Source organism: Myroides phaeus (assembly GCF_900099675.1).
Taxonomy (GTDB): domain Bacteria; phylum Bacteroidota; class Bacteroidia; order Flavobacteriales; family Flavobacteriaceae; genus Flavobacterium; species Flavobacterium phaeum.
The window spans coordinates 1-26,164 of record NZ_FNDQ01000008.1 but is presented as its reverse complement, the minus strand read 5'-3'; the positions used below and the strand labels follow the sequence as shown (position 1 = coordinate 26,164).

The window sequence follows — 26,164 nt, the reverse complement described above, 5'->3', positions numbered from 1 at the left end:
ATTATAAATCTTCTAAAAGTAATAGGTATAAATTTTTGGGCGATCTACCGTAGCTTAAGAAATCTGTTTCAACAGGAGCTTCTTTGAAGCAGTTAAAAGCTGTAATATTGCTTGGTAGTGCACTTCCGTATTTTCGTTTTATTTCACGCAGACCATCACTTTTAGTTCTTGTTATTTGGCTTGTTTTAGCTATAATAATCAAGTTTAAAGGTAAATGGTGTGCTTTGTTGTCTTTTAATTGTTTTCCAGAAAACAGTATAGAACCGTCTTCTGCAATTAAACTCTCACAAGTAGAGAAAAAGAATGTAGGTTGTTTAACGTTAATATACTTAACGTTATTTTCATCTAAAAGAGGATATAACTGTGTTTCGTAGCTTAATGCTTCTGTTTCAAACCAGTCATTTTCTAAAAGTATATTTACAAAAGTTTCTATTAAATCTTCATCTGATTCACAATAAAGAAACTTTCCACCATTTTCTTTAAAATTAACAGTAAATAGCTCATCTACCGGCATCTTCTCCTCTGGAAGATACTGACTTCTTTCTGGCGTAGATTGCTCTACTTCAGGAACTGAAGGCTGAAAAACTTTGATTAATTTCTTTAAAAAATTCATGTCAACTTTACTCCGATGAAATAATTTAGATTATAAGTATTCAAAGATAAAAAAAATCTTAACTTAAAGTTGCCTTTAGGTTAAGATTTTTAGTATTTGTGCTTTATATAGAAGATTATTCTTCTGTTTGCTCGGGCTTGTTTTCTTCAGAAATATTTATTTCTACGGCACCTTCTTTGTCAAATGGGCGTTTACCAAATATATCTTCTAAGTCTTGTTTAAAGATTACCTCTTTCTCACAAAGTAAATCTGCTAATTGAATTAACTTTTCTCTATTTTGTGATAAGATACTTTGCGCTCTTTCGTATTGTCCTTCAATTAAAGTTGAAATCTCCTGGTCTATAATTCTAGCAGTTTCTTCTGAATATGGTTTTCCAAAACCATACTCATTTTGTCCTGATGAATCATAATAAGTGATATTTCCTAATTTCTCGTTCAGTCCGTAGATAGTAACCATAGCTTTCGCTTGTTTTGTTACTTTCTCTAAGTCGCTCAATGCACCTGTTGATATTTTATCAAAGATAATTTTCTCAGCAGCACGTCCTCCCATTGTAGCACACATTTCGTCTAACATTTGTTCTGTTCTTACGATTTGTCTTTCCGCAGGTAAGTACCAAGCAGCACCTAAACTTTGTCCACGAGGAACTATTGTTACTTTTACTAATGGAGCCGCGTGTTCACACATCCAACTTACAGTAGCGTGTCCAGCTTCATGAATTGCAATAGCATATTTTTCTTCTGGAGAGATGATTTTGTTTTTCTTCTCTAAACCTCCAATGATACGGTCAACTGCATCAAGGAAATCTTGCATATCAACTTGCTTTTTGTCTTTACGAGCAGCAGTTAATGCAGCTTCATTACAAACATTCGCAATATCAGCACCAGAAAATCCTGGAGTTTGTTTAGATAAGAAATCAATATCTAAGTTATCTACTTTCTTAATGTTTCTTAAATGAACGTTGAAGATAGCCTCACGTTCTTTAACGTCTGGTAGATCAACATAAATTTGTCTGTCAAAACGTCCTGCTCTTAAAAGCGCTTTATCCAATATTTCAGCGCGGTTAGTTGCTGCTAATACAATTACATTCGTATTAGAACCAAAACCATCCATCTCTGTCAATAATTGGTTTAATGTGTTTTCTCTTTCATCGTTTGAACCAGAGAAGTTGCTCTTTCCACGGGCACGACCAACAGCATCAATCTCGTCAATAAAGATAATTGAAGGAGATTTTTCTTTTGCTTGTTTAAATAAGTCTCTTACACGAGAAGCACCAACTCCTACAAACATTTCAACGAAGTCAGATCCAGAAAGTGAAAAGAAAGGAACTTTCGCTTCACCTGCAACTGCTTTAGCCAATAATGTTTTACCTGTACCTGGAGGTCCTACTAAAAGAGCTCCTTTTGGAATTTTACCTCCAATAGAAGTATATTTTTCTGGGTTTTTAAGAAATTCTACAATTTCTACAATTTCTTCTTTAGCCCCTTCCAATCCTGCAACATCTTTAAAGCTCACTCTGATGTCGTTTTTCTCATCAAAAAGTTTTGCTTTAGATTTTCCAATCGAAAAGATTTGGCCACCGCCTCCAGCGCCACCGCCACCAGACATTCTTCTCATCATGAATAACCAGAAACCTATGATGATAACAATCGGTAAGAAGCTAATTAATAAGTCTCCCCAATTACTGTCTGGTTCTGATTTATATTCAACTAATTTATCTTCAGATTTAGCTTTATCAAGCTTTGTTTGAAAAATCTCAGAATTACCAATGTCAGTAAGGAATTGTGGTCCTGTGTTTCCTTTACCAAGGATACTTTTCTTTTGTAAATCTTTGAATTCATCTTGTTTTAGCGCATCTTCAGTTAAATAAACTTTTGCAACTGTACGATTGAAATCAACTTTTTCAACATATCCCTGTTCTAAATAATCATATAATTTTGATAAACCCAATTGTCTTGAGTCTCCAAAATTACTTCCATTAGTCAGGAAGTTAATTACAAGAATAATCACTAAGAGACTTCCATAAAGTATCCAAGGATTAAATCTTGATTTTTTTGGATTAGGTTTCATATTATCAGACATGAAAAATAATTTTAGTGATTAATATTGGCTTTCAACAGTGGTGATTTTAGCGTCTCCCCATAGACTTTCGATGTTATAGTATTCACGTATATGTTTTTGAAATACATGAACTACAACATTTACATAATCCATTAATATCCACTCTGCTTGTACTTCACCTTCTATATGCCAAGGTTTGTCATGAAGTTCTTTTGATACTATTTTTTGCGTAGCACCAGCTATGGCATTGACTTGTGTGTTTGAATTTCCCTCACAAATAATGAAATAATCACAAGGAGTATTGTCAATCTCTCTTAAGTCTAATATTTTAATGTTCTCTCCTTTAACTGATTCAATTCCTTTGATAATGTTTGCGATCAATTCGTCGTTGTTGATATTCTTGTCTGCCATTTATTTTATTTCTTATTTATTCGCGATTAAATGTAATGTTAGCTAAATTTGGTTCCAAATATAATGAAACCGTTCTGAATAGACTATAATAATTTTGTATGAATATTATCAAACTCGATGCCATAGGGTCTACTAATACCTATTTGAAAGACTTACTTACAGTTTCTAACTTAGAAAACTTCACTGTTGTTGTGGCAGAAAATCAATTTGCTGGTAAGGGACAGAGAGGAAGTACTTGGACTTCTGAAGCAGGTAGTAGTCTAAGTTTTAGCGTTTTAATGAAAGACATTTTGTCTTCACCAGAGTATGTTTTTGATTTGAATGTAATGGTTGCTTTAAGTGTTTATCAAGCGTTAAAAAAAACTTATAACCTGCCATTTTATATAAAATGGCCGAACGACATTTTGTCATATAATAAAAAAATATGTGGCATATTAATAGAAAACATCATAAAAGCTAATGGCGAAACTCAATCTATTGTCGGCATAGGTATCAATGTAAATCAAGAAAGCTTTAATGATTTTCCTCAAGCAAGCTCTCTATTTAAATTAACTGGTACTAAGACTGATAAAGATGTGCTCCTAAATGCTGTTTTAGATGAACTGAAATATTATAGTGAACAATATCTTGCTAAAGGAGGTGACTTTTTATGGATTGAATATCATTCTCATTTATATCGTATCAATACACCTACTGCTTTTGAAAATAAAGAACATACTCGTTTTATGGGAATTATCAAAGAAGTTACTAAGTATGGTTTAATTCGCATACAATTAGAAGATGATAGCATTCAAGAATTTGGAATGAAAGAAATCAAAATGCTGTATTAAATAATAAAATAGAGAGAATTTAATACTAAAGTTTTCAATTGTAAAAAATAAGACTGTATTCATTCTGGTATTAAACAAGTAAAATTATTTTGTATAAAAGAACTGTTTATCTCTCCTATCTAAAAAAGTAATTTTATCTTATAAAAAGCCCTTAAAAAACACCAGGGACTGCCTCAAAAGACAGTCCCTGCGTTTTATCTATATAAACTGTCCTCTTTAAAACGGGACATCATCATCATTGTGAAAACTATTATTGTTATTAGGTGTAGTAAAAACTTGAGAAGCTGGAGGGAGCGTATTAGCAAGGTTCTGACCATAACCTTGGTTCGCTTCTTCATTCATAGCAGATGAAAAGAAATCACTTCTAAAACTATCCTCTTCTAAATTGTCAAACTTACCAAATTGTCCTAAGAACTTTAATCTTATATTATCCAATCCTCCATTTCTGTGTTTTGCTACAATAAACTCAGCTTGCCCTGCAGTTGGACTTCTTTCTTCATCATCCCATTCTTCAATTTTGTAATACTCTGGTCGATAAATAAACGATACGATATCCGCATCCTGCTCAATCGCTCCAGACTCCCTTAAGTCGGATAATAAAGGTCTTTTTGAAGTACCACGTGTTTCAACAGCACGCGATAACTGAGATAAGGCAATAACAGGAACGTCAAGCTCTTTTGCTAATGCTTTTAATGTACGTGAAATAGTCGAAATCTCCTGCTCACGGTTTCCTCCTCCTTTAGAATTTCCTCCCGCTGTCATTAACTGTAAATAGTCAATAATAATCAATTTAATACCATGTTGTGAAGCTAAACGTCTTGCTTTTGCACGTAAATCAAAAATAGACAACGAAGGTGTATCGTCAATAAATAAAGGCGCTCTCTCTAAGTCTTTTACTTTTACATTTAATTGTTCCCATTCGTGTTTTTCTAATTTACCTGTACGTAGTTTCTCTGACGAAAGACCTGTTTCAGATGAAATCAAACGAGTAATTAACTGTACAGAAGACATCTCTAATGAGAACACAGCTACTCCTGCTCCTGAATCGATTGCGATATTACGTGCCATTGACAAGACAAAAGCTGTCTTACCCATACCAGGACGAGCCGCAATAATAATCAAGTCACTTGGTTGCCAACCCGATGTAAGCGCATCCAGTTTATGAAATCCTGTTGGAAGTCCACTTAGCCCTTCTTTTGTACTAATTTCTTCAATACGCTTTTTTGCTTGGGCAACAAGAGACTGAGCTGTTTCCGAACTCTTTTTAATATTTCCTTGAGTAACCTCATACAATTTAGACTCTGCTTGATCTAATAAATCAAACACATCACTTGTCTCGTCGTATGCATTCTCAATAATTTCATTTGAAATGCGAATTAAACTTCTCTGAATGAACTTCTGTAAAATGATACGTGAGTGAAATTCAATATGTGCTGAAGACGTAATTTTCTGAGTTAAGCTAACCAAATAGTAATCACCTCCTACTAAATCCAGTTTTCCGTTTTTACGCAATTGCGTAGAAACAGTTAACAAATCAATAGGTTGGTTACCTACGAATAATTGATCAATCGCTTCAAAAATATGCTTATGAGCGTCTTTATAAAAAGCATCTGGTTGTAAAATATCAATTACCTCATCAATACCTTTTTTATCAATCATCATTGCACCCAATACTGCCTCCTCTAAATCAACTGCTTGAGGTGGTAACTTTCCTTTTTCCAGAGATACAATCTCCTTAGAAAAAGACTTCATTGGTCTAAAATCTTTAGCTTGCTCCATATTGCAAAATTACACCTTTTTTAAGTATTACTCAACCCAAATATATAAATCAAATAGTTAATTATATAGTCAGGGTATTAAAATAAAAAATCCGAGACAATGTCTCGGATTCAATTTTATTATCTAAATTTTGAATTAGTCTCTGTATTCTCCCATTTCAAAATATTTCTCCATACGATTAGCTAAAAGCTTTTCTGTTGGTACTTTCTGTAAAGAAGCATACGTGTCTACAATGTATTTCTTAACACTTGCAAAAGTCTCTTCTCTATTAGTATGAGCTCCTCCAAGAGGTTCTTTAATAATATCGTCAACTAACTTATTTTTCTTCATATCAAAAGAAGTTAATTTTAAAGACTCTGCTGCTTGCTCTTTATATTCCCAGCTTCTCCATAAAATTGAAGAACATGACTCTGGTGAAATAACAGAATACCAAGTATTTTCAAGCATCGTTACTTTGTCTCCTACACCAATTCCCAAAGCTCCTCCTGATGCACCTTCACCTACAATAATACAGATGATTGGCACTTTAATACGGAACATTTCGAAAATATTACGTGCAATAGCTTCTCCTTGTCCTCTTTCCTCTGCTTCTAAACCAGGATATGCTCCAGGAGTATCAATCAAAGCAACAATTGGAATATTGAATTTCTCTGCCATTTGCATTAAACGTAGAGCTTTTCTATATCCTTCAGGATTTGCCATTCCGAAGTTTCTAAACTGTCTCGTTTTGGTGTTGTAACCTTTTTGTTGACCAACGAACATAAAACTTTGATCACCGATTTTACCTAAACCACCTACCATTGCTTTATCATCTTTTACATTTCTATCTCCGAAAAGTTCTAAAAATGTATCTCCACATAACGCTTTGATATAGTCCATAGTATAAGGTCTATTTGGGTGTCTTGACAATTGAACTCTTTGCCAAGCCGTTAGATTCTTATATATGCTCTTTTTGGTTTCTTCTAATTTCTTCTCAATTTGTTTGCAAGTCGCTGATACATCAACATCAGATTCCTCTCCTATCAACGTACATTTACCCAACTGCTCTTCAAGCTCTTTAATTGGAAGTTCAAAATCTAAATATTCCATTTATGATTAAGTTTTAATTTCAATTACGAATTACAAAGATAAAACAATCCTCGAATAGATAAGCTATTTGAGACTAAGTTTTCTCTTTTTTCTATTTTTAACTATTGCATTTAACACAACAGTACTCAGTATTAACAAGGCTCCAACGTAAAATTCGGAGTTCATTTTTTCACTATCCTTAAACAATAAAACCGCTAATAAAATTCCATAAACGGGTTCTAAATTAATAGTCAACATTACAGTAAATGGCGTTAAAAACTTCATTATATAAACAGAGCCTAAGAAAGCAAATGCCGTACAAAAAACTCCTAAAATGAAAAGCCAAAACCAATCCGTCAAACTTACTGTAAAAAATTCACTTGTAAAACTTCCTGTAAAAAGAAGAAATACAGATAGGATTAACAAACCTCCTAACATCTCATAAAATGTGATAATTGGCGCTGCTGTATGTTTAACTAATTTACTATTAATGATTGAAAATGTGGCTGATAAACAAGCGGAAGATAATCCTAAAACTATTCCCTCTACGTATTCCCCGCTTACGCTAAATATTAAAGCTAAAGCACAGATAACGATAAAGCCAAAAAACACTTCATACCCAATTATTTTTCTTTTAAAAAAAATTGGTTCTAATATAGAAGCAAAGAAAGCTCCTGTAGATAAACAGGCTAATGTTACAGAAATATTAGAAACTTTAATAGCCCAAAAGAATGTCAACCAATGCAAAGCAATAACTAACCCTGCTCCGAAAAACTGAAGTATCTTTCCTCTTGATGCTTGAAGTGTTTGTCTTTTAAACAAAAACATACCCCCTAAGGTAACGACAGCAATTAAAATGCGATACCACACTAATGGCAACGCTTCTAAGGTAATTAAATGACCTAAAATTGCTGTAAATCCCCATATAAATACAATTATATGAAGATAGATATAACTTTTTATATTATCTGCGAGCATTGCGTAACAAAAAGATTGCTAAAATACCAAATACTATATTTGGAAACCAAACTGCAAATAATGGAGGAATACTTGACGCTTCAGCAAGCGTACCAAATATTTTGTCAAAAAACACATAGATAAAGGCCAAAGCAATACCAATTGCTAAGTTAACCCCCATTCCTCCTCTTCTCTTCATTGAAGATACAGATACTGCAATTATCGTTAAAATAAAGGCAGAAACAGGAATACTATATTTCTTATACAATACCACGAGGTAGGTATTGATATTAGAAGATCCTCGCATCTGTTCTTTCTCAATGAAGCGTTTCAGTGGTCCCAATTGCATTGTTTCAGCAGCATAAACTACTGGCGTTAAATCGTCAATATCAAAATCTAACGTCAGGTCTTTTTGTTCTGCCTTTTCAAGCTGATCTTCCCCTTCTCCTACTTCTCTTTTAAAATAATCGTACAATGTATAATTCTCCGTTTCTGGATTCCAAACAATGCGGTTTGCTGTCATTTTTGACACTAATTTATTCTCGTCAAAAACCTCCATTGAGAAGTTATAACCTGTTTTCGAATTATAATTAAAGTTACTTACGTAGATAAACTCATTCGCACTAATCTGTCTATAAACATTCTGACTCTCGCGAACCTCATCTCGTTTAAGGTATTTATATCTAAAATCGTTATAGCCTTGACTTGCCTTTGGAACAATAAAAACAGACATAACTAATGCAAATAAAGAAACAAATGTAGCCCCTATAATATAAGGTCTTAAAAAGCGTGTAAAAGAAATACCCGAACTAAGAATAGCTACAATCTCTGTATTATTTGCCAGTTTTGAAGTAAACCAAATGATAGATATAAACAGGAAAATAGGAAACAACATGTTAGCAAAATAAATTGTAAAGTCAAGGTAATACAATAGTATTGCCGAAACTGGTACTTTATTTGCTAACATCTTGTTGATTTTCTCAGAGACATCAATAACGATTCCAATCGGTACAAAAAGTAATAACATTACAAAAAATGTTGCCAAATACCTTTTAAGTATATACCAGTCTATAATCTTCATACGAATCTAATTTGATGCTCTTAAAATATTTTTAATAACGTTTATAAACGTTGTCCTAATTGTTTTACCATTTTATTTTTCCACTCTGTGAAAGTACCAGCTAAAATCTGACGACGTGCTTCGCGTACTAACCACATATAGAAACCTAAATTGTGAATTGTTGCGATTTGTTTTCCTAAAGACTCATTCGCAGCAAACAAGTGACGTAAATATGCTTTTGAATATTCTGTATCTACCCAAGTGTATCCATTTTCATCAATCGGTGAAAAATCATTTTCCCACTTCTTGTTTTTCATATTGATAGTACCGTTTACAGTAAATAACATTCCGTTACGTGCATTACGCGTTGGCATAACACAGTCAAACATATCTACTCCTAAAGCAATATTCTCTAAAATATTAATTGGCGTTCCAACCCCCATTAAATAACGAGGCTTTTCTTTTGGTAAAATATCAGTTACCAACTCCGTCATTGCATACATTTCTTCTGCTGGTTCTCCTACTGACAATCCTCCAATAGCATTTCCGGCAGCTCCAACATTAGCGATATACTCTGCTGATTGCTGTCTTAAATCTTTAAATGTACTTCCTTGTACAATTGGAAATAACGTTTGAGAATACCCATACATCTCAGGTACTTTAGCTAAGTGATCAACACATCTGTCTAACCAACGGTGTGTACGATGCATAGATCTTTTAGCATATCTATAATCACAAGGATAAGGCGTGCATTCGTCAAATGCCATAATGATATCTGCACCAATTGTTCTTTGAACTTCCATAACACTCTCCGGAGAGAAGAAATGGTAAGAACCATCGATATGAGATTTAAACTTCACTCCCTCTTCTTTAATCTTACGATTTCCAGAAAGAGAATAAACTTGAAATCCACCACTATCCGTTAAAATATTACGATCCCAGTTCATAAACTTGTGTAATCCTCCGGCTTGTTTAAGAATTTCCATTTTAGGTCTTAAATAAAGGTGGTATGTATTTCCAAGAATAATATCTGGATTTACCTCTTCTTTAAGCTCTCTTTGGTGAACTCCTTTTACCGAAGCAACAGTTCCTACTGGCATAAAAATTGGCGTTTCAATAACACCGTGGTCAAGCGTAACTTTCCCGGCACGAGCACGAGAATTAGCGTCTGTATGTAATAAGTCGAACTTCATATTAATTATTTACAACTGGCAAAGATAAAGCAAAACAATGGATGCTTATAAATTTTAATTTATTTTTCTATTTATTCAAAAGTCATTAAGACTGTACTTTATTCCGCAATAATAACCATATAACTATTGGCGCTCCAAATATAGAGGTAACTGCATTAATCGGCAATAAAAACGACTCTCCCTTTATTTGTGTCAACATATCACACAACAACATCAATACTCCTCCTAATAAAGCGGTAGAAACAATCAAATAACGATGACTACTCACTTTTAACAATAACCGAGCTATATGGGGCACGGCTAACCCTACAAAGGCAATTGGTCCTACAAAAGCTGTGGATACTCCCGCCAATATGCTTGTAACCAAAATTATCATATTGCGAGATTTCTTGATATTTATTCCCATTGACAAGGCATAGTTATCTCCTAATAGCAACGCATCAAGTGTGCGTACTAAAAGCAAACACCCTATTAAACCAATAAAAACTACTGAAGCAAATAACGCAATTGTATCCCAAGTTAAATTGCCTAAACTCCCCATTGACCAAAACGTAAAACGCTTTAACTGTTCTGCACTACTAAAATAAGTCAGTATACTTACTACAGCATTGGCAAAACTACCAAACATTAATCCTACTATTAATACAGTCACTGTATTTCTGACTGTATTTGAAATCAACAAAACTAATAGTAAAAGGCCTAAACTCCCTAAAATAGACACTAACGCTATTCCGTAAGATGAAGTCAAAATAGAAATCAATGAAATGGGTAAAAAAGCAGAACCTAAAATTAAAAATGCAACACCTAAGCTGGCTCCCGAACTAATTCCTAATACATAGGACTCTGCCATAGGGTTGCGAAATAAGGTTTGCATTAATAGTCCACTCAACGATAGAGCAACTCCTACTAAAACAGCCACAACTGCCTTAGGCAAGCGATAGTTAAGAACAATATATTTCCAAGTGTCTTTTACCTCAACCTCTCCAAATAATATTTGCACTACCTTAAAAAAAGGAATGTGAATACTACCAGTAGCAATATTCATCACAAATATCACTGCCAATACTACAAATAATCCTCCTATTCCTATTTTCTTACTCATCCTATTTTAGCTGTTCGTAAAAAGTAGGCTTATATTCATCTCCTAAAACCTCTGGGTGAAAAATATAGACTAAATCTTTTAAGATTAAATCAGGTCTATTAGGTCCGTATTCATAAAAAATACTCCCTCCTTTTTCTCCCTTTTTAGGGGCAAAAGAAAACACGTTTTTACTTTTAAAAGCGTCGAATTGTGCATAATGAGGATTTGCCTGTTGCATAGCTGCCAATGTTTCAAACTGCGCAGGGTTAACCCAATATTTTGCCTTTGCTGCTTTGTCAAAAACAGCTTCGAAAGACAATGACAAACTTCCTGTCCCCTCACTGTCCTTCCACAGATAGTCTGCTTTTGCATCTTTAAAGTACATTGCTACCCAACTTTGACCTTGTGGTAAATACCAAACATCTTGATACATAGCACCACTCATCACAGTTGGATATTCTGTAACATCTTTTACAAGCTCTAATACCTTATTATAATTCTTTGTTACATTATCAAAAAACAACTTAGCTTCTGCCTCTTTCCCATATAAAGCACCAAATAATTTAATCCACTCAGCTTTTCCTAAAGGAGTTTGTTCTACCCAATCACCATTGTAAATTACAGGTATTCCACTTTGTTGAATTGTATGTAGAGCTGCATTATTATCATCCATCGCAAAAGCAACAATTGCGCTTGGCTCTAAATCTAAAGCAAGTTCCGTATTCATCTGTTCATTTTGCCCCAGCTCTTTCACACTACCTGCGTTAATTAAATCTCTTATCGGTTGAGAAGAAATATAATCTAAACCAGGAAAACCAACCAAAGTTTGCTCTTCTCCTAAAGCCACTAAAGACGGCAAATGAGTAGTAGAAGTTGTTATTACACGATCAATCGGCACTTTTACTTGCGGAAACTTGCGTAAAGAATCTGGCACCACTAATCCGTTTTCTTTGTATAAAACATAAGTAAACGCTTTATCAGCCCCTGCCCAAGGTTGCAAAACCTTGACAACAGTAAACTTATCATAGGTATAAATAGCCAATCCGTTAGCGTATTCTATATCGTTTGTTGCTGCAACTGTTGTTTCTTGCTCTTGCTTCTTTTTACAAGAGAAAACTGCAATAGACAAAAAAGCTATTATAAAAAAATTCTTTATATTTTTCATACTACGTTATTTGGTTGATAAAACAAAAATAGAATAATTAAGCAATAGTAGCCTATTCACTCCTGCTATTAATCTTACAGTACTAAAAGTTTTAAAGGTGTACCTATCTCTTGTCATTATAAAGGAAACGCAACAAAAATTAGGAAATACCGAAAAACTTCTTACATTTATACAAGGATTACACCTGTATTAAAAGGACTATGAAAAAAAAATCGCTTCAAAAGATATTAATTTTATCTATTTTTTTGATTGCAATAGTGAGCACTGTTTCTCTACTATTACAGGCAAAACAAACAGAAACAGAAACAAGTAAAAACACAGACTACGGAACATATAGTGATCCTGAGGTTGCGTATCAAGAATGTTACAAGATTCTAACAGAGCTTTCATTAAACCTTAATGAAGGATTAGAGTCTAATAAAGTCAAAAACAAATAAACATGAATAAAATACTACACTTTACATCTATAGTATTCTTTGCGCTTTTTAGCGCTTCAATGACTTACGCTCAAGACGACTTTGCTAAGTTTGAGAAAAACAAACAGATAAATAATGTCATCGTAAACAAAAAAATGTTTGAAATGATGGCTAACGTTAAAGTAGAAACGAATACAGATGAAGAACGTGCTTACTTTGATTTAATCAAAAAACTGACTATGCTTAAAGTATTCAATTCAAGTGCAAGTCAAGTAAAGCCTGAGATGAAAACTACGGTTAATAATTACATCTCTACACAAGGTTTAAAAGAAGTGATTAATAAAAAAGACAATAATTCTATTATTACTATTTATATTGACAAAGAGGGAAATTCTAAAAATGCAAGTCAATTAGTAATGTTCAACGAAGGAATTGTTGACGGACAAGAAAGTATTATTATGTTAATTACTGGTCAGTTTTCATTAGACGAACTAACAGCATTGACAAACAAAATGAAATTACCACTTGGTAATACATTAAAAAACTTAAAGTAAAACTGAATGCTATTTACATCTTAATGTAGGTAGCATTTTTTTTATGCTTTAAAAACTCAAACTTGTATAAATAAAAAAAGCTGAGATAAATCTCAGCTTCTTGTGACCCGACTGGGGCTCGAACCCAGGACCCCAACATTAAAAGTGTTGTGCTCTACCAACTGAGCTATCGAGTCATTGATAAACGTTTATTTGTTTCTCAATTGCTGTGCAAAGGTAGCCTTTTTTAAAAACTACACAAACATAGAGAACACTTTTTTTCATAAAAAAACCACTCCTCTTTTTAAACACCACAGTATGAGTAAATAAGACTATAAAATATTTTTATCATTTCTTATATTGAATAATCAGTTTCAAAAACCTCCTTTTAAAGGATCACCTCCTCTCCAAATACATATATGACAAATATCATTTTAAATGTTAAATTTAATACATACCTTTATTGTTAAAATAACAAAAATAAAACAGATTATGACTTTACACAACTTACCTCTTTACAACTTTGGTAATGGAACTTTTATGATTATTATATTCGCATTAGTTTGTGTTGCCCTTGTTATCGCATTGTTTCTAATGATGGGAAATTCAAAAAAAGTAAATGATGAAGATGAGAAAACAGAAGAAAACTAAAAATAAAGCTACTTAAGAGATTAAGTAGCTTTATTTTTTTAAAAACCATTTTACTTTAAAAAACAAAACAACAATGATTGTTACTACCTGTAACCTTACTATTACAGAATAATACAAAAAAAAAGACAACTGAATACATTCAATTGTCTTTCTTAAGTGACCGCGATCAGATTCGAACTGACACGTCTTGCGACACCACCCCCTCAAGATGGCGAGTCTACCAATTCCTCCACGCGGCCAGTAGTCATATTTCTTATTCTAAACTATAGAACAAGTCTTCTTTTAAAATAGAATGGTGCAAAAATAAATTAATTTAAAAAAACACCAAGCTGTATTTTAAAAAAACTTATCAATACTCACGCTATAAAACAGAAAAAGCTACTCCGTAAAGAGTAGCTTTGTGACCCGACTGGGGCTCGAACCCAGGACCCCAACATTAAAAGTGTTGTGCTCTACCAACTGAGCTATCGAGTCAGTGTAATTCTGAAAGTGATTTTTATTTTTGTGACCCGACTGGGGCTCGAACCCAGGACCCCAACATTAAAAGTGTTGTGCTCTACCAACTGAGCTATCGAGTCAATGTTATTTCTGAAACTGTACTTTTGATCTTTGTGACCCGACTGGGGCTCGAACCCAGGACCCCAACATTAAAAGTGTTGTGCTCTACCAACTGAGCTATCGAGTCAGTGTTTCAGAAATGACTATTTATTTTATTTGTGACCCGACTGGGGCTCGAACCCAGGACCCCAACATTAAAAGTGTTGTGCTCTACCAACTGAGCTATCGAGTCAATGCTAATAAGAAATTGAATATGATTTTTTGTGACCCGACTGGGGCTCGAACCCAGGACCCCAACATTAAAAGTGTTGTGCTCTACCAACTGAGCTATCGAGTCATTATTTCAATTCCTTATTGCGGGTGCAAATATAGAACACTTTTTTAAAAAGTCTAAGCTTTTTTGGTTTATTTTTGTCTTTTATTTTCAAATATTACCTAAGACACTAAGGTACAACCCCTTATTTTTATGAAAAAAATTATCCTATTAGGCTATATGGGCTCAGGAAAATCAACAATTGGTAAAATACTGGCTGAGCACCTACACTTACTTTTTATAGATTTAGACCTTGAAATCGAAAAAAAACTCAATATGAGTGTCAAAGAGATCTTCAAAACTAAAGGAGAAGTATATTTTAGAAAGATAGAACACCAATTATTACATAGTATAGTAGCCGAAAATGATAACTTCGTTTTAAGCTTAGGCGGAGGAACTCCTTGTTACGCGAATAACCACCTTGTATTACAAGAACCGGGAATTTGCTCAATCTATTTAAAAGGATCTATTAAAACTCTTGCAGAACGCTTAGAAAAAGAAAAAGAGCACCGCCCAGTATTAAATAATAATACAGACGATACTCTTGAAACTTTTATAGCGAAACATTTATTTGATCGTAGCTATTTCTACTATCAAGCTAAACATATTATTACTATCGATAATAAGACTCCTGATGAACTTATCAAAGAGATAGAAGTATTAGCTTAAATAAGCATACTCTTCTTCTCCATCAAAAACTACTTGAATGTGTTCTAATAATGATGTAGACAATGATATCCCTTTAAAGTCCGCTTTAACGGGATAATTCTTGTGGTTTCTATCTACTAAGACAGCTGTTTTTAATTTCTTTAAGGGTACATCTAAGAAATGCTTTACTCCATATATTAGTGTAGCTCCAGAATTTAAAACGTCATCTACTAATACCACTGCTTTATTAGCATATTCAGAACTATCTAAAGATGTTTCTATGGGATTAATCGGATTTTGTTTATCAATTCTCACTTCACACAACTTAATAGAAATAGTTGAGATTTCTTGTAAGGCTTCTGCTAACTTTTGAGCAAATACATAGCCGCTGTTTGCTACACCAGCAATTACAATCTCTTCTTCATCTACATAAGTTTCGTAAATCTGATAAGCAATACGTTTACTCTTAAACTTAATTTCTTCTTTGGTTAAAATAATCTTTTTAGTCATGTTGTTTTATAGTTATAAAAAATAATTCTCTTCCTGCCCTTGGCTTAATCGAATTATATGCTGTTTCTATTAAATTGATATTCAACTTCTCTGAAAGCAATGTTGTGTACTCTTCCTTACTACCTCCAAATGGCGGTTCATCGTTTTTAAACTCACAATCAAATAGTACACCTACTAATTTACCTCCTGGCAAAAGTAAATCATACATTTTATCTACATACTTCTTTCTCATTGTTTTTGGAAGCGAACAGAAAAAAGTTTGCTCTATGATAAGATCATACTCTCCTTTGTGTTCAAAAAAATCACCTAACACTACTTTATCTATAGGAAAATCTGGTACAGTATCACACGTTTCTTTTATTCCAATATCGGTTAAGTCAAGCCCTACTATATTAGTAAATCCTAAACGATGCAAATACAACAACTCGTGTCCGTGACCTAAACCAGGAACTAAAATCTTAATATCCTTATTAGGCAGTTGATCTATATATTCCTTTAAAGGAGTTGTAATAGCTCCAACACTCCACTTAGCATTGTTATCTATATACCTCCCTTCCCAATAATCTTTATTCAATGGTTTCGTCATCTTCAAAGTCTAAATAGTCATCTATATCCCGTCTGTCCTTTTTAGTAGGTCGTCCCATTCCTTTAGAACGATAGTAATCTTTTGATAATTTAAGTAATTCTAAATGCTCAAATGACTCAGCAGGTGTTGTATCTTTTCTATAAATATCTACCAATTTTGCCCCTACTCTATTTGGAGGTAGATCCAAGACAGTCAATTGATAAAGTATTTGGTCTTTTCTAAGCGTAATTTTATCTGTTGGAAAAACCTCTCTCGAAGCTTTAGCACTCTGTCCGTTTACAGTGATATGTCCCTTTTTACAAGCTTCCGTTGCAATACTTCTTGTTTTATAGTATCTAATACACCACAAATATTTATCTATTCGCATATTTTAGCATTAATTTTCTCTTACAAAGTACACAAAAATAAAGTAAAATTGTATCTTGCACTACTAAAATAACTCAAAAATGAATAGATTATTTACAGTTTTAAGTCTTGCCTTTATAGGACTTATTGCCGCTAATTGTAATAAAGATGATAGCCCAAGTGGCCCAAGTGTGGTTGATTTAAGAGACCGCGCGGAAGTTAAACAAGAAAATGAGGCAAGTATTGAAGCTTATTTAAAATCTCATTATATCAAAGAAGAAGGTGATATCATCACTTTTGAAGCCATTAAAAATAGTGAACCTTCTATTTGGGATGATTCACGTTTAGTTAAAGACTTTGTTTTAAAATCAGATATGTATGATTTTGAACCAATTCGCAATCCAAATGGTACTTCTTCTTTAAAATATACCAAACCAAAAGATGAACTTCAATATAAAGTTTATTATTTAGTTATAAATGAAGGAAAAGGTGATAGAGCTTCTACAATTGATTCTACTTATGTAAAACTTAATAATCTTACTTTAAGAAATGAAGAGTTTAATCCTAACTTCCCTGGAAAATATTATACTTTTCCTACTACACCTAAAGACTTTATGAATATTTCTAATGGACAATATTCAAAAGTACCTGGACAACTTAGAAGTGCTGAACGTCAATTATTAACAAAGATAAAAACAGCGACAGGAATTAAAAATGGTGAAGATGGATTACCAACTTATGACAAAGGTTCTGCTGGTAGAATTATTGCTTTTATTCCTTCTGGTTTAGGGTATTTTAACGCTGGAGCAGGAAGCAAATTAAAAAGTTATGAAGCTTATATTGCTGATATAACTTTAATCAATAGATTAGAAAGAGATCACGATGGTGATGGTATTCTTTCTAAATACGAAGTTAAAGTACAAAAACCAGTTGAAGAATTAACTTTAGAAGATTATTTTGGTTTTGACACAGATGGAGATGGTATTCCAAACTTCTTAGATGACGACGACGACGGAGATGGAGTTCTTACTAAAACTGAACTATTCAAAGAAAGAGTTGATGGGGTTAATATATACTACAACTTTGATGACCCTGCATTAAAAACTTGCAATGACATTCCAAGATATTTAGACAAATCTTGTTTCCCTGACCAAAAAGATGGTGAAATAATATGGCCTAAGAAATAGCAATAAACCGTATCAAATGATACGGTTTTTTTATTGTCAATATTTAAACTAAAAAAGGGCTTCACAGTGTGAAGCCCTTTTTATGTTATATAAAATAATTACTATTATCTTTTGAATTTACGGTTGATAGCTACTTGTGCTTTTTCAACAATAGCAGCAGCATTTAAACCATATTTCTCCATTAATTGTTCTGGAGTACCTGATTCACCAAAAGTATCTTGTACTGCAACAAATTCTTGTGGTAACGGATTGTTTAAAGCTAATACTCTTGCAACGCTTTCTCCTAATCCTCCTAAGAAGTTATGCTCTTCCGCAGTAACAATACAACCAGTTTTAGCAACAGAACTTAAAATAGCTTCTTCGTCTAATGGTTTAATTGTATGAATATTGATTACTTCAGCAGAAATTCCTTTTGCCTCTAATTCTTCAGCAGCAATTAAAGCTTCCCAAACTAAATGTCCAGTTGCAACGATTGTAACATCTGTACCTTCGCTTAACATAACAGCTTTACCAATTTCAAATTTCTCATCAGCTGGTGTAAAGTTAGGAACTACAGGACGACCAAAACGTAAATAAACAGGACCATCATATTCAGCAATTGCTAATGTAGCCGCTTTTGTTTGGTTGTAATCACACGTATTAATTACAGTCATACCTGGTAACATCTTCATTAATCCAATGTCTTCCAAGATTTGGTGAGTAGCACCATCTTCTCCTAAAGTTAATCCTGCGTGAGAAGCACAAATCTTAACATTTTTCTCAGAATAAGCAACAGACTGACGAATTTGATCATATACACGACCAGTTGAGAAGTTAGCGAAAGTTCCTGTAAAAGGAATTTTTCCACCAATTGTCAAACCTGCAGCAATACCAATCATATTTGCTTCTGCAATACCTATTTGAAAGAAACGCTCTGGATGATTTTTAATAAACTCATCCATTTTCAAAGACCCAATTAAGTCAGCACAAAGTGCAACTACATTTTCATTCGTTTGTCCTAATTCAGCTAAACCAGCACCAAATCCTGAACGTGTATCTTTGCTACCTGTATTTGTATATTTTTTCATATTGATTCTAATTAAATAAGGATTAATAATCTCCAAAAGAAGTTTCTGGATTTTGTTTAAAAGCTTCTTCTAATTGAGCATCGTTAGGTGCTTTACCATGCCAAGCGTGAGTACCCATCATAAAGTCAACTCCGTTACCCATTTCTGTATGTAATAATACACAAACTGGTTTTCCGTTCATTGTTTTAGCTTTTGCTTCTTCGTATCCTTTTAAGATAGAATCGATATCATTACCTTTTTCTATTTCAATAACGTCCCATCCGAAAGCTTCAAACTTAGCTTTTACTGATCCTAAGTCTAATACTTTATCTGTTGGTCCGTCAATTTGTTTTCCGTTTAAGTCAACTGTTGCAATTAAGTTATCTACTTTTTTAGCAGATGCATACATCATTGCTTCCCAGTTTTGACCTTCTTGTAACTCACCATCACCTAATAAAACGTAAACTAAATGATTGTCTTTATTTAATTTCTTAGCTTGAGCTGCTCCTAAAGCTACAGATAATCCTTGTCCTAATGATCCTGATGCCATACGTACACCTGGTAAGTGGTCATGAGTAGTAGGGTGTCCTTGTAATCTTGTATTTAATTTTCTAAAAGTAGCTAATTCGCTTACTGGAAAATATCCACTTCTTGCTAATACGCTATAGAAAACTGGAGAGATGTGTCCGTTTGATAAAAAGAAAAGATCTTCATCAGTTCCGTTCATTTCAAATCCATCTTTTCTGTCCATTAATCTTTGATACAGAGTCACTAAAAACTCAGCACATCCTAATGATCCTCCTGGGTGTCCAGAATTTACAGCATGAACCATTCTAAGAATGTCTCTTCTTACTTGAGTAGTTAACTCTGCTAATTGTTGTGTGTTCGGTTTCATATTTTAACAATAGAATTATTCGTCTTACAAATATAGGATTTATTTACTGTTTTCGCCTATTTTTAGCAACCAATATGTAGGTTTATACTCCTATTTAATCGTAAAACTCCCTTTTTAAAACAAATCATTTCAATCTCTTTATTCAATCTTTCTCTCTTTAAAACACTTATAAAAACAGATCACTACTTGCCTTAATCCCTCTTGTAATTAAATATGTCAGTTTGCTATTTTCTTTTGCAAAAGTGAGTATATCGCAACTTTTTCTTCCTTTAAGTATTGATAAAATGCTTCCTCTGAACCTTAACTTAAATTCAAAGAAAATAATCTTGCACTTTACTATTTAACGTTATATGACTTAGATATACAGTATAAAAATTAATTATAACAGCAAAGTATTAGCAAGATAACTAAATAGAATAGCACTTTTATTTGACCAAACTCCGACACTCCTCCGACAATAGTCCGACCAAAAATTATTCAGCCCAGTATTTTCGGGCAATTGCCAGACTATTGTCGGACTATTGTCAGAGAATTATGCGACAAGCCCTGTAAATACAAGGGATAAGTATAAATTAAATAAATAGAACAAATAGTGTTAAAAACACATTTACAAAAACACAACCAACTAACAAACAACACATTACAATATAAAAACCAATAAAAACGCAATAAAAAAAACACCTTATTTTATCTATTTTTTAGACAAAAATGACGTAAAAAAGCACTTAAACAGCTGTATTTTGTTTCATAATTTCTTTTTTCAATACCAATTACGAGTTTTTTTACCGTTTAATAGTGTACTATAAAAACAATAGTCATCCTGTTTTTATACTTTTCATTATTAATCAGACACTAGTTTGTTCATAGTCCTAAAATTTTGACTTGTAGTTTTTTCTTATCGCCTAATTAAGTATTTTTAGGGTTTAAAAAACTTTATATTTCTGTATGTACTCTCCTATTCTACAAACGAACAACTTAACTATTGGATATAAGCATTCGAAAAAGGGTTTTGTTACTGTACAAAAAAATGTCAATATACGATTAGAGAAAGGAAAACTGATTTCATTGGTAGGCATTAATGGAATAGGAAAGTCTACTTTATTGCGCACTTTGTCTGCAAACCAAAATAGTTTAGATGGACGAATACTCTTAAATGATAAAAACATTCAAGAATACACAAAGAGCGATCTTGCTAAAATTATTAGTGTTGTATTAACTGAAAGAATTCCGCTTTCAGAGCTAACTGTGCAAGAGCTAATTCAAATCGGAAGAACACCTTACCTTAATCACTACAGTAAATTAACTGAAGAAGACATCTATTGGGTAGAACAGGCAATTGATTTAACAGGGATAACTGATTTAAAAGAAAAGAAAATTGACCAATTAAGTGATGGTCAATTACAGCGTGTTTTGATTGCAAGAGCATTGGCTCAAAACACTCCTATTATTATTTTAGATGAACCTACTAATCATTTAGATTTACATCACAAAGTAGCATTGTTTAGGCTATTAAAAGAATTAGCTCATAAACAAAATAAAGCTATTCTATTTTCTTGTCACGATATGGATCTTGCTATTCAATTAAGCGATGAAATCATTGTTTTAAAACAGGATTATACTACACAAGGTAAAACAGAGGCTTTAATTGAAACGGGAGTTTTTGACAACTTCTTTGAGGACGAAAACCTTGTGTTTGATCGCCCTCAAAAAAGGTTTATTTTAAATCTGTAGTGGCACTATTGTGTCTTTTGTTTTTCAAAACGTTCTCAATAGTCCATTTTATCTGATGTTCAAAAGGTTCTTTTCTAAAAGGACATTCTTGTTTTGAACATATTTTACATGAAAAAGTTTTGCAATCATCCATATGTACAAATAGTTCTAAGTCTTCTCCGAACTTATCGATGATTTCTTTTTCTAAAATCTCAACTTCTTTATGTCCTTCTACAATATTGAAATACCAAGGCACTGTCATATGACAGTCAAAATGAAGTACTGTACCGTATTTTATAATTCTAAGATTGTGTAAGTCAATCCAGTTTTCACGTCTATGTTCTTGTAGATAATCAACAACTTCATTCAATAAGATTTCGTCTGTTTCATCCATAATACCTGATATCGCACCACGAACAATTTTATATCCTGTAACCATAATTATTACAGCAAATAACAAGGCTACTCCTCCATCTAACCAATGAAAACCTGTGAAATACAATAATACCAATCCGATGATAATACCAATGGTTGAATATGTATCTGATTGTAAATGCTTACCACTTGCAATTAGGGCTAAAGATTTGTTTTTCTCTCCTTTTTTGACTGCATACCATCCTAAAACATAATTGATTATAGCGGTAACACCTACTAAGTAAATTCCGTAATCTAACTTACCTATTGGTTGCGGATTCATCAAATTTCTAACTGCTTCGACTATAATGATAATACCGGCAAGCATAATCATCCCTCCTTCTAATGTAGCGGAAATAAACTCTACTTTCCCATGTCCGTAAGGGTGATTTCTATCTCTGGGCAAAGACGACAAATAAAGACTATATAGCCCTACAAATCCACTTACTACATTGATAACACTTTCTAAAGCATCTGTCAAAATAGCTACGGAATTAGTTAAATACCACGCTAAAACTTTAATTAAGAAAAGTAAAACTCCAACGGTTGCTACAATCTTTTGAAATTGATAATTCTCTTTTGCCTTTGTATTCATATCAATAATCTTATAGTTGTTCGACTTCTATTACTTCACCAACTTCCATACCTTTTAACGAAATATCGCCAATGCGAACACGTACTAAGCGCAAAGTAGCAAACCCAACGGCGGCAGTCATTTTACGAACTTGTCTAAATTTACCTTCTTTTAAAACAAGTCTAACCCAACTTGTTGGTCCGTGTCTTTCATCTCTAATTCGTCTTCCTACTCCAATCCAATCTGGTAATACAGGTAGTTTTTCAACTTCACAAGGTTTTGTCATATACTTCTCGCCCTTCACCCCTATCAAAACTCCCTGGCGCATTTGTTCAACTGCTTCATCTGTGATTATCCCATCAACTTGAGCATAGTATTCCTTTTCATAATGAGCACTTCTAACACGCTCACTCGCCATTCCGTCTGTTGTCAAAAACAACAATCCTTCTGAAGTTTCATCTAATCGACCGATAGCCATTGTCCCTTCAGGAAAATCATACAACTCTCCTAATTTGTGCTTCGTTCTTTTCTTTTCATAGATAAATTGACTGATGTATCCGTGTGGTTTATATAACAAAAAATGTCTATGCGTTTGCTCCATTTTTACTTGTGGTATGACGTTTGAATAACAAAGCGCAAAGGTATATATTAATCAAGCGCCTATTATTAGGATTCTATTATAATTTATTGGTAAAACTTTGACTAAGATTTCTACTGATTACTTTTTTGCCAGGTTTATATCAAAAAAATTATCTATTGCCTCTATATATCTCTGCCCGTGATATTCGTTTGATAAAGCTTGAAACCCTTGTAAATGTGTCCCTTTAAAAAACACTAATTCGTTTTTAGCATTTAAATACTTCGCTCTCCTACTTTCATCTGGCGTTGTTAATCCATCGCGATCTCCTGCAAACAAAAGCATTGGCAGTGATAATCTACTCAAAGCTTTTTCATATTCGCTTGCACTTGGTGGTAGTTTATACTCTTGTTGCAAATGGCTTTTAACTTTCTCTATGATTAATGTTGGACTTGAAACAAATCCTTCTACAACCATATAATCGAATTTATCTTGACTATACAATAAAGTAGCAGGAATACTTCCCATTGATAAGGCCCAAACGCCAACGGGTTGTTTAAAACGAGTTTTTGAATAATTAACTACTGCTTTTAAATCAGTAACAAATTCGTCATAATATAACATTGTCGTTTCCATTTCAAAAGCTTGACTTTCTCCATAGCCACGATAATCAAACATCACAATAGTATAACCTTGTTTCACCATTTCTAATACTTGGCGAACATAGTATGACATATTTCCACTGTCTCCATAAGCTAATACAAATACCCTATGTTTATCAACTTCTTTAGCTGGCATACAAATCCAACTCTTTAAACTAAAATTATCTTCTGTTGTGATTTCTACAGCTTCAAAAGATATATTAGAAATAGAGTTTAAAGGATGATCTACATATTCTTTTATGGGCTCTACAGCTCTCATAATCGTTGTAGCCAATAAAAAAACCAGAATAAAATACTTTTTAAACATCTCGCTTGATTTGATGAAAATCAAATATACAACAATTCAATAGTTCTCATTAAATCATATCTTTATAATAGATACTCTTTTAAAAAGTTAAATTATAATTAAGATTAGCCTTCTATCACATTAAACAATAAATATCATTGCTTAATTGTACTGCTATAACACTTTAAATCCTTACTTTTGTTACTATAAAAACTTATACATTATGCAACATATCATTGATCGTTTCATCAGTTATGTAACTGTTGATACAGAATCTGATCCTTCTTCAAACTCTTGCCCGAGTACTGAAAAACAATGGGATTTAGCTAATAAATTAGTTGAAGAATTAAAACAAATCGGTCTTGAAGATGTAACTATAGATGAGAATGCTTATATCATGGCTACATTACCAAGTAATGTAGAACACGAAGTTCCAACTATTGGTTTTATTTCTCACTTTGATACATCTCCTGATTTCTCTGGAGCTAACATAAAACCACAAATTATAGAGAATTATGATGGTAATGATATTGTGTTAAACAAAGAACAAAATATCATTCTTTCTCCTTCTTACTTTAAAGATCTTTTACAATATAAAGGACAAACTTTAATCACAACTGATGGTACTACTCTTTTAGGTGCTGATGATAAAGCTGGTATTACAGAGATTGTTTCTGCAATGGAATACTTAATCCAACATCCAGAAATCAAACATGGTAGAATTCGTATTGGATTTACACCTGATGAAGAAATTGGTAGAGGAGCACATTTATTTGACGTTAAGAAATTTGACGCTGAATGGGCTTATACAATGGATGGTAGCCAAATTGGTGAGTTAGAATACGAAAACTTCAACGCTGGTTATGCTAAATTAACTTTCGCTGGTAAAAGTGTTCACCCAGGTTATGCAAAAGGAAAAATGATTAACTCTATTCTTTTAGCTAACAAATTCATCTCTCAATTACCAAAAGATGAAGTTCCTCAAAAAACAACTGGTTATGAAGGTTTCTTCCACGTACACCACGTAACTGGTAGTATTGAAGAGTCTGTGGTTGAATTAATCATTAGAGATCACAACCTTAAAAAATACGAGAAACGCAAAAAGCAAATTGCTAAGTTGGCTAAAAAGTTCAACAAAAAATATAACAAGAAATTTGGTGGAGATATCGTAAACTGTGAAATCGGTGACCAATATTTCAATATGCGTGAAAAAGTTGAACCTGTAATGCATATCGTAGATATTGCTGAACAAGCAATGAAAGAATTAGATATTAAACCTCTTATCAAAGCTATTCGCGGTGGTACTGATGGTTCTCAACTTTCTTATATGGGATTACCTTGTCCTAACATCTTTGCTGGTGGACATAACTTCCACGGAAAGTACGAATATGTTCCTGTAGAAAGTATGGTTAAAGCGACTCAAGTTATTGTTAAGATAGCTGAATTAACTGCTCAAAAAGGGAAATAATCTTATTGAATGACAAAATAAAAGCTACCCAATGTAGACATGCCCCAAAAAGTTAGACACTTTTTGGGGCATTTTTTATGAGTAGAAAACAGAAATACAATTTTGAATTTAAGTTACGTATAGTAACTATTATTTTGGAAGGTAAAGACAGTATGAGGGGACTTTCTCGATCAGAAAAAATCAGTGAGTTTAACCTTTATTTTTGGCTTAAACTATATGAAGTTTATGGAGAACAAGGATTACATGGAATCTCCAAAAACAAATTCACTATAGAAGAAAAAATTCATATTATTCAGGAACATCAAAATAGTGATTTATCTTTGACAGATACCTGTGTTAGATATAGAATCTCAAATCCTTCTGTCTTATTCCAATGGATAAGAAAATTTAAAAGCAAAGGATTTAAAGGCTTAGAAGACAATCGGGGTGTACATTTAAAGAAAAATAAAACAATTACCTCAATGACAAAGAAAGGCGCTATTCCTGGAATCAAAAGTTCAATGACTGATTTAGAAAAATTGAAAATTGAAAATGAATATTTACGTGCAGAAATTGCTTATCTAAAAAAG

General features: G+C 33.0%; 27 protein-coding genes and 7 tRNA genes. 9 read left to right on the top strand and 25 right to left on the bottom strand.

The window, feature by feature from the left end; genetic code table 11:
- Position 1: 1 nt before the first annotated feature.
- The 3 genes from BLT46_RS05540 to rsfS all read right to left on the bottom strand — a co-directional run bounded on the left by BLT46_RS05540 (position 2) and on the right by rsfS (position 3,083).
- On the bottom strand, positions 2–613 hold the full coding sequence (locus tag BLT46_RS05540; protein WP_090407467.1) for a lactate utilization protein B/C: 612 nt from the start codon (positions 611–613) through the stop codon (positions 2–4).
- 115 nt (positions 614–728) lie between these two features.
- Complete coding sequence (gene ftsH, locus BLT46_RS05535) at positions 729–2,693, bottom strand: ATP-dependent zinc metalloprotease FtsH (RefSeq protein ID WP_090407463.1); 1,965 nt, start codon at positions 2,691–2,693, stop codon at positions 729–731.
- Between the two features lie 18 nt (positions 2,694–2,711).
- Positions 2,712–3,083, bottom strand: coding sequence for a ribosome silencing factor (gene rsfS, locus BLT46_RS05530; protein WP_090407460.1), 372 nt, complete (start codon positions 3,081–3,083; stop codon positions 2,712–2,714).
- 98 nt (positions 3,084–3,181) lie between these two features.
- On the opposite strand from rsfS, the gene BLT46_RS05525 reads away from it, so the two are divergent.
- Positions 3,182–3,913: a biotin--[acetyl-CoA-carboxylase] ligase gene (locus BLT46_RS05525; RefSeq protein WP_090407457.1), complete on the top strand. Its 732-nt coding sequence runs from the start codon at positions 3,182–3,184 to the stop codon at positions 3,911–3,913.
- A 216-nt stretch (positions 3,914–4,129) separates the two neighbouring features.
- Here BLT46_RS05525 and dnaB read toward each other — a convergent pair whose 3' ends face one another.
- The 7 genes from dnaB to BLT46_RS05490 all read right to left on the bottom strand — a co-directional run bounded on the left by dnaB (position 4,130) and on the right by BLT46_RS05490 (position 12,216).
- On the bottom strand, positions 4,130–5,692 hold the full coding sequence (gene dnaB, locus BLT46_RS05520) for a replicative DNA helicase (protein ID WP_090407454.1): 1,563 nt from the start codon (positions 5,690–5,692) through the stop codon (positions 4,130–4,132).
- A gap of 135 nt (positions 5,693–5,827) precedes the next feature.
- The gene (locus tag BLT46_RS05515) at positions 5,828–6,781 is read right to left on the bottom strand and encodes an acetyl-CoA carboxylase carboxyltransferase subunit alpha (protein WP_090407450.1); all 954 of its coding nucleotides are present in this window, start codon (positions 6,779–6,781) and stop codon (positions 5,828–5,830) included.
- A gap of 63 nt (positions 6,782–6,844) precedes the next feature.
- Positions 6,845–7,738, bottom strand: a complete 894-nt coding sequence (locus BLT46_RS05510; RefSeq protein ID WP_090407447.1) for a DMT family transporter — start codon at positions 7,736–7,738, stop codon at positions 6,845–6,847.
- On the bottom strand, positions 7,725–8,798 hold the full coding sequence (locus BLT46_RS05505; RefSeq protein WP_090407443.1) for an LptF/LptG family permease: 1,074 nt from the start codon (positions 8,796–8,798) through the stop codon (positions 7,725–7,727). The genes BLT46_RS05510 and BLT46_RS05505 overlap by 14 nt, the downstream gene beginning before the upstream one ends.
- A gap of 41 nt (positions 8,799–8,839) precedes the next feature.
- Positions 8,840–9,970: a tRNA guanosine(34) transglycosylase Tgt gene (tgt, locus tag BLT46_RS05500; RefSeq protein ID WP_090407440.1), complete on the bottom strand. Its 1,131-nt coding sequence runs from the start codon at positions 9,968–9,970 to the stop codon at positions 8,840–8,842.
- 85 nt (positions 9,971–10,055) lie between these two features.
- The gene (locus tag BLT46_RS05495; RefSeq protein ID WP_090407438.1) at positions 10,056–11,072 is read right to left on the bottom strand and encodes an iron ABC transporter permease; all 1,017 of its coding nucleotides are present in this window, start codon (positions 11,070–11,072) and stop codon (positions 10,056–10,058) included.
- Between the two features lies 1 nt (position 11,073).
- Positions 11,074–12,216, bottom strand: a complete 1,143-nt coding sequence (locus BLT46_RS05490) for an ABC transporter substrate-binding protein (protein WP_090407435.1) — start codon at positions 12,214–12,216, stop codon at positions 11,074–11,076.
- A gap of 200 nt (positions 12,217–12,416) precedes the next feature.
- Here BLT46_RS05490 and BLT46_RS05485 point away from each other — a divergent pair, with 200 nt between their 5' ends.
- Positions 12,417–12,653, top strand: coding sequence for a hypothetical protein (locus BLT46_RS05485; protein ID WP_090407432.1), 237 nt, complete (start codon positions 12,417–12,419; stop codon positions 12,651–12,653).
- 2 nt (positions 12,654–12,655) lie between these two features.
- Positions 12,656–13,186: a DUF4252 domain-containing protein gene (locus BLT46_RS05480; protein ID WP_090407429.1), complete on the top strand. Its 531-nt coding sequence runs from the start codon at positions 12,656–12,658 to the stop codon at positions 13,184–13,186.
- Between the two features lie 103 nt (positions 13,187–13,289).
- Here BLT46_RS05480 and BLT46_RS05475 read toward each other — a convergent pair.
- Positions 13,290–13,362, bottom strand: a tRNA-Lys gene (locus BLT46_RS05475).
- 295 nt (positions 13,363–13,657) lie between these two features.
- On the opposite strand from BLT46_RS05475, the gene BLT46_RS13175 reads away from it, so the two are divergent.
- The gene (locus tag BLT46_RS13175; protein ID WP_176770733.1) at positions 13,658–13,816 is read left to right on the top strand and encodes a hypothetical protein; all 159 of its coding nucleotides are present in this window, start codon (positions 13,658–13,660) and stop codon (positions 13,814–13,816) included.
- A gap of 157 nt (positions 13,817–13,973) precedes the next feature.
- Here BLT46_RS13175 and BLT46_RS05470 read toward each other — a convergent pair.
- The 6 genes from BLT46_RS05470 to BLT46_RS05445 all read right to left on the bottom strand — a co-directional run bounded on the left by BLT46_RS05470 (position 13,974) and on the right by BLT46_RS05445 (position 14,711).
- A tRNA-Leu gene (locus BLT46_RS05470) sits at positions 13,974–14,055 on the bottom strand.
- Positions 14,056–14,217: 162 nt separating this feature from the next.
- Positions 14,218–14,290 (bottom strand) — tRNA-Lys (locus BLT46_RS05465).
- A gap of 31 nt (positions 14,291–14,321) precedes the next feature.
- Positions 14,322–14,394: transfer RNA gene (locus BLT46_RS05460), tRNA-Lys, on the bottom strand.
- 34 nt (positions 14,395–14,428) lie between these two features.
- Positions 14,429–14,501 (bottom strand) — tRNA-Lys (locus BLT46_RS05455).
- 32 nt (positions 14,502–14,533) lie between these two features.
- Positions 14,534–14,606 (bottom strand) — tRNA-Lys (locus tag BLT46_RS05450).
- Between the two features lie 32 nt (positions 14,607–14,638).
- Positions 14,639–14,711: transfer RNA gene (locus tag BLT46_RS05445), tRNA-Lys, on the bottom strand.
- A gap of 129 nt (positions 14,712–14,840) precedes the next feature.
- Between BLT46_RS05445 and BLT46_RS05440 the strand changes: the two genes are divergently transcribed.
- Positions 14,841–15,356 (top strand): shikimate kinase, encoded by a 516-nt coding sequence (locus tag BLT46_RS05440; protein ID WP_090407427.1) that lies wholly within the window; start codon positions 14,841–14,843, stop codon positions 15,354–15,356.
- Here the strand turns inward: BLT46_RS05440 and BLT46_RS05435 are convergent.
- The 3 genes from BLT46_RS05435 to BLT46_RS05425 are packed head-to-tail and all read right to left on the bottom strand — an operon-like array spanning position 15,348 to position 16,798.
- On the bottom strand, positions 15,348–15,845 hold the full coding sequence (locus BLT46_RS05435) for a phosphoribosyltransferase family protein (RefSeq protein WP_090407424.1): 498 nt from the start codon (positions 15,843–15,845) through the stop codon (positions 15,348–15,350). The genes BLT46_RS05440 and BLT46_RS05435 overlap by 9 nt on opposite strands.
- Complete coding sequence (locus BLT46_RS05430) at positions 15,838–16,431, bottom strand: methyltransferase domain-containing protein (protein ID WP_090407421.1); 594 nt, start codon at positions 16,429–16,431, stop codon at positions 15,838–15,840. The genes BLT46_RS05435 and BLT46_RS05430 overlap by 8 nt, the downstream gene beginning before the upstream one ends.
- Positions 16,412–16,798: an RNA-binding S4 domain-containing protein gene (locus BLT46_RS05425; RefSeq protein WP_090407418.1), complete on the bottom strand. Its 387-nt coding sequence runs from the start codon at positions 16,796–16,798 to the stop codon at positions 16,412–16,414. The genes BLT46_RS05430 and BLT46_RS05425 overlap by 20 nt, the downstream gene beginning before the upstream one ends.
- A gap of 79 nt (positions 16,799–16,877) precedes the next feature.
- Here BLT46_RS05425 and BLT46_RS05420 point away from each other — a divergent pair, with 79 nt between their 5' ends.
- Positions 16,878–17,963, top strand: coding sequence for an FKBP-type peptidyl-prolyl cis-trans isomerase (locus tag BLT46_RS05420; RefSeq protein ID WP_090407414.1), 1,086 nt, complete (start codon positions 16,878–16,880; stop codon positions 17,961–17,963).
- Positions 17,964–18,067: 104 nt separating this feature from the next.
- Here the strand turns inward: BLT46_RS05420 and BLT46_RS05415 are convergent, their stop codons facing one another.
- Together BLT46_RS05415 and BLT46_RS05410 are read right to left on the bottom strand one after the other, a co-directional pair.
- On the bottom strand, positions 18,068–19,030 hold the full coding sequence (locus BLT46_RS05415) for a transketolase family protein (RefSeq protein ID WP_090407411.1): 963 nt from the start codon (positions 19,028–19,030) through the stop codon (positions 18,068–18,070).
- Between the two features lie 22 nt (positions 19,031–19,052).
- Positions 19,053–19,904, bottom strand: coding sequence for a transketolase (locus tag BLT46_RS05410; protein ID WP_090407408.1), 852 nt, complete (start codon positions 19,902–19,904; stop codon positions 19,053–19,055).
- 945 nt (positions 19,905–20,849) lie between these two features.
- Between BLT46_RS05410 and BLT46_RS05405 the strand changes: the two genes are divergently transcribed.
- Positions 20,850–21,635, top strand: a complete 786-nt coding sequence (locus tag BLT46_RS05405; RefSeq protein ID WP_090407405.1) for an ABC transporter ATP-binding protein — start codon at positions 20,850–20,852, stop codon at positions 21,633–21,635.
- On the opposite strand, the gene BLT46_RS05400 is transcribed toward BLT46_RS05405, so the two are convergent.
- The 3 genes from BLT46_RS05400 to BLT46_RS05390 form a co-directional block, all read right to left on the bottom strand.
- Positions 21,619–22,623 (bottom strand): cation diffusion facilitator family transporter, encoded by a 1,005-nt coding sequence (locus BLT46_RS05400; protein ID WP_090407402.1) that lies wholly within the window; start codon positions 22,621–22,623, stop codon positions 21,619–21,621. The two genes, BLT46_RS05405 and BLT46_RS05400, sit on opposite strands and share 17 nt — an antisense overlap.
- Positions 22,624–22,633: 10 nt before the next feature.
- On the bottom strand, positions 22,634–23,203 hold the full coding sequence (locus tag BLT46_RS05395; protein ID WP_090407399.1) for a pseudouridine synthase: 570 nt from the start codon (positions 23,201–23,203) through the stop codon (positions 22,634–22,636).
- A 117-nt stretch (positions 23,204–23,320) separates the two neighbouring features.
- Positions 23,321–24,148 (bottom strand): alpha/beta hydrolase, encoded by an 828-nt coding sequence (locus tag BLT46_RS05390; RefSeq protein ID WP_090407397.1) that lies wholly within the window; start codon positions 24,146–24,148, stop codon positions 23,321–23,323.
- 202 nt (positions 24,149–24,350) lie between these two features.
- On the opposite strand from BLT46_RS05390, the gene pepT reads away from it, so the two are divergent.
- Complete coding sequence (gene pepT / locus BLT46_RS05385) at positions 24,351–25,595, top strand: peptidase T (RefSeq protein ID WP_090407394.1); 1,245 nt, start codon at positions 24,351–24,353, stop codon at positions 25,593–25,595.
- A 77-nt stretch (positions 25,596–25,672) separates the two neighbouring features.
- A partial coding sequence (locus BLT46_RS05380; protein WP_090407391.1) for a transposase occupies positions 25,673–26,164 on the top strand: 492 nt, incomplete at its 3' end.

Bases quoted from the DNA above. Each gene is read 5' to 3' on its own strand.
- BLT46_RS05485 (WP_090407432.1), top strand. From the start codon at position 12,417: ATGAAAAAAAAATCGCTTCAAAAGATATTAATTTTATCTATTTTTTTG.
- BLT46_RS13175 (WP_176770733.1), top strand. From the start codon at position 13,658: ATGACTTTACACAACTTACCTCTTTACAACTTTGGTAATGGAACTTTT.
- BLT46_RS05420 (WP_090407414.1), top strand. From the start codon at position 16,878: ATGAATAGATTATTTACAGTTTTAAGTCTTGCCTTTATAGGACTTATT.
- pepT (WP_090407394.1), top strand. From the start codon at position 24,351: ATGCAACATATCATTGATCGTTTCATCAGTTATGTAACTGTTGATACA.
- BLT46_RS05505 (WP_090407443.1), bottom strand. From the start codon at position 8,798: ATGAAGATTATAGACTGGTATATACTTAAAAGGTATTTGGCAACATTT.
- BLT46_RS05395 (WP_090407399.1), bottom strand. From the start codon at position 23,203: ATGGAGCAAACGCATAGACATTTTTTGTTATATAAACCACACGGATAC.
- BLT46_RS05525 (WP_090407457.1), top strand. From the start codon at position 3,182: ATGAATATTATCAAACTCGATGCCATAGGGTCTACTAATACCTATTTG.
- BLT46_RS05410 (WP_090407408.1), bottom strand. From the start codon at position 19,904: ATGAAACCGAACACACAACAATTAGCAGAGTTAACTACTCAAGTAAGA.
- tgt (WP_090407440.1), bottom strand. From the start codon at position 9,970: ATGAAGTTCGACTTATTACATACAGACGCTAATTCTCGTGCTCGTGCC.
- BLT46_RS05390 (WP_090407397.1), bottom strand. From the start codon at position 24,148: ATGTTTAAAAAGTATTTTATTCTGGTTTTTTTATTGGCTACAACGATT.
- BLT46_RS05480 (WP_090407429.1), top strand. From the start codon at position 12,656: ATGAATAAAATACTACACTTTACATCTATAGTATTCTTTGCGCTTTTT.
- BLT46_RS05425 (WP_090407418.1), bottom strand. From the start codon at position 16,798: ATGCGAATAGATAAATATTTGTGGTGTATTAGATACTATAAAACAAGA.
- dnaB (WP_090407454.1), bottom strand. From the start codon at position 5,692: ATGGAGCAAGCTAAAGATTTTAGACCAATGAAGTCTTTTTCTAAGGAG.
- BLT46_RS05490 (WP_090407435.1), bottom strand. From the start codon at position 12,216: ATGAAAAATATAAAGAATTTTTTTATAATAGCTTTTTTGTCTATTGCA.
- BLT46_RS05440 (WP_090407427.1), top strand. From the start codon at position 14,841: ATGAAAAAAATTATCCTATTAGGCTATATGGGCTCAGGAAAATCAACA.
- BLT46_RS05405 (WP_090407405.1), top strand. From the start codon at position 20,850: ATGTACTCTCCTATTCTACAAACGAACAACTTAACTATTGGATATAAG.
- rsfS (WP_090407460.1), bottom strand. From the start codon at position 3,083: ATGGCAGACAAGAATATCAACAACGACGAATTGATCGCAAACATTATC.
- ftsH (WP_090407463.1), bottom strand. From the start codon at position 2,693: ATGTCTGATAATATGAAACCTAATCCAAAAAAATCAAGATTTAATCCT.
- BLT46_RS05515 (WP_090407450.1), bottom strand. From the start codon at position 6,781: ATGGAATATTTAGATTTTGAACTTCCAATTAAAGAGCTTGAAGAGCAG.
- BLT46_RS05495 (WP_090407438.1), bottom strand. From the start codon at position 11,072: ATGAGTAAGAAAATAGGAATAGGAGGATTATTTGTAGTATTGGCAGTG.
- BLT46_RS05435 (WP_090407424.1), bottom strand. From the start codon at position 15,845: ATGACTAAAAAGATTATTTTAACCAAAGAAGAAATTAAGTTTAAGAGT.
- BLT46_RS05430 (WP_090407421.1), bottom strand. From the start codon at position 16,431: ATGACGAAACCATTGAATAAAGATTATTGGGAAGGGAGGTATATAGAT.
- BLT46_RS05415 (WP_090407411.1), bottom strand. From the start codon at position 19,030: ATGAAAAAATATACAAATACAGGTAGCAAAGATACACGTTCAGGATTT.
- BLT46_RS05400 (WP_090407402.1), bottom strand. From the start codon at position 22,623: ATGAATACAAAGGCAAAAGAGAATTATCAATTTCAAAAGATTGTAGCA.
- BLT46_RS05540 (WP_090407467.1), bottom strand. From the start codon at position 613: ATGAATTTTTTAAAGAAATTAATCAAAGTTTTTCAGCCTTCAGTTCCT.
- BLT46_RS05510 (WP_090407447.1), bottom strand. From the start codon at position 7,738: ATGCTCGCAGATAATATAAAAAGTTATATCTATCTTCATATAATTGTA.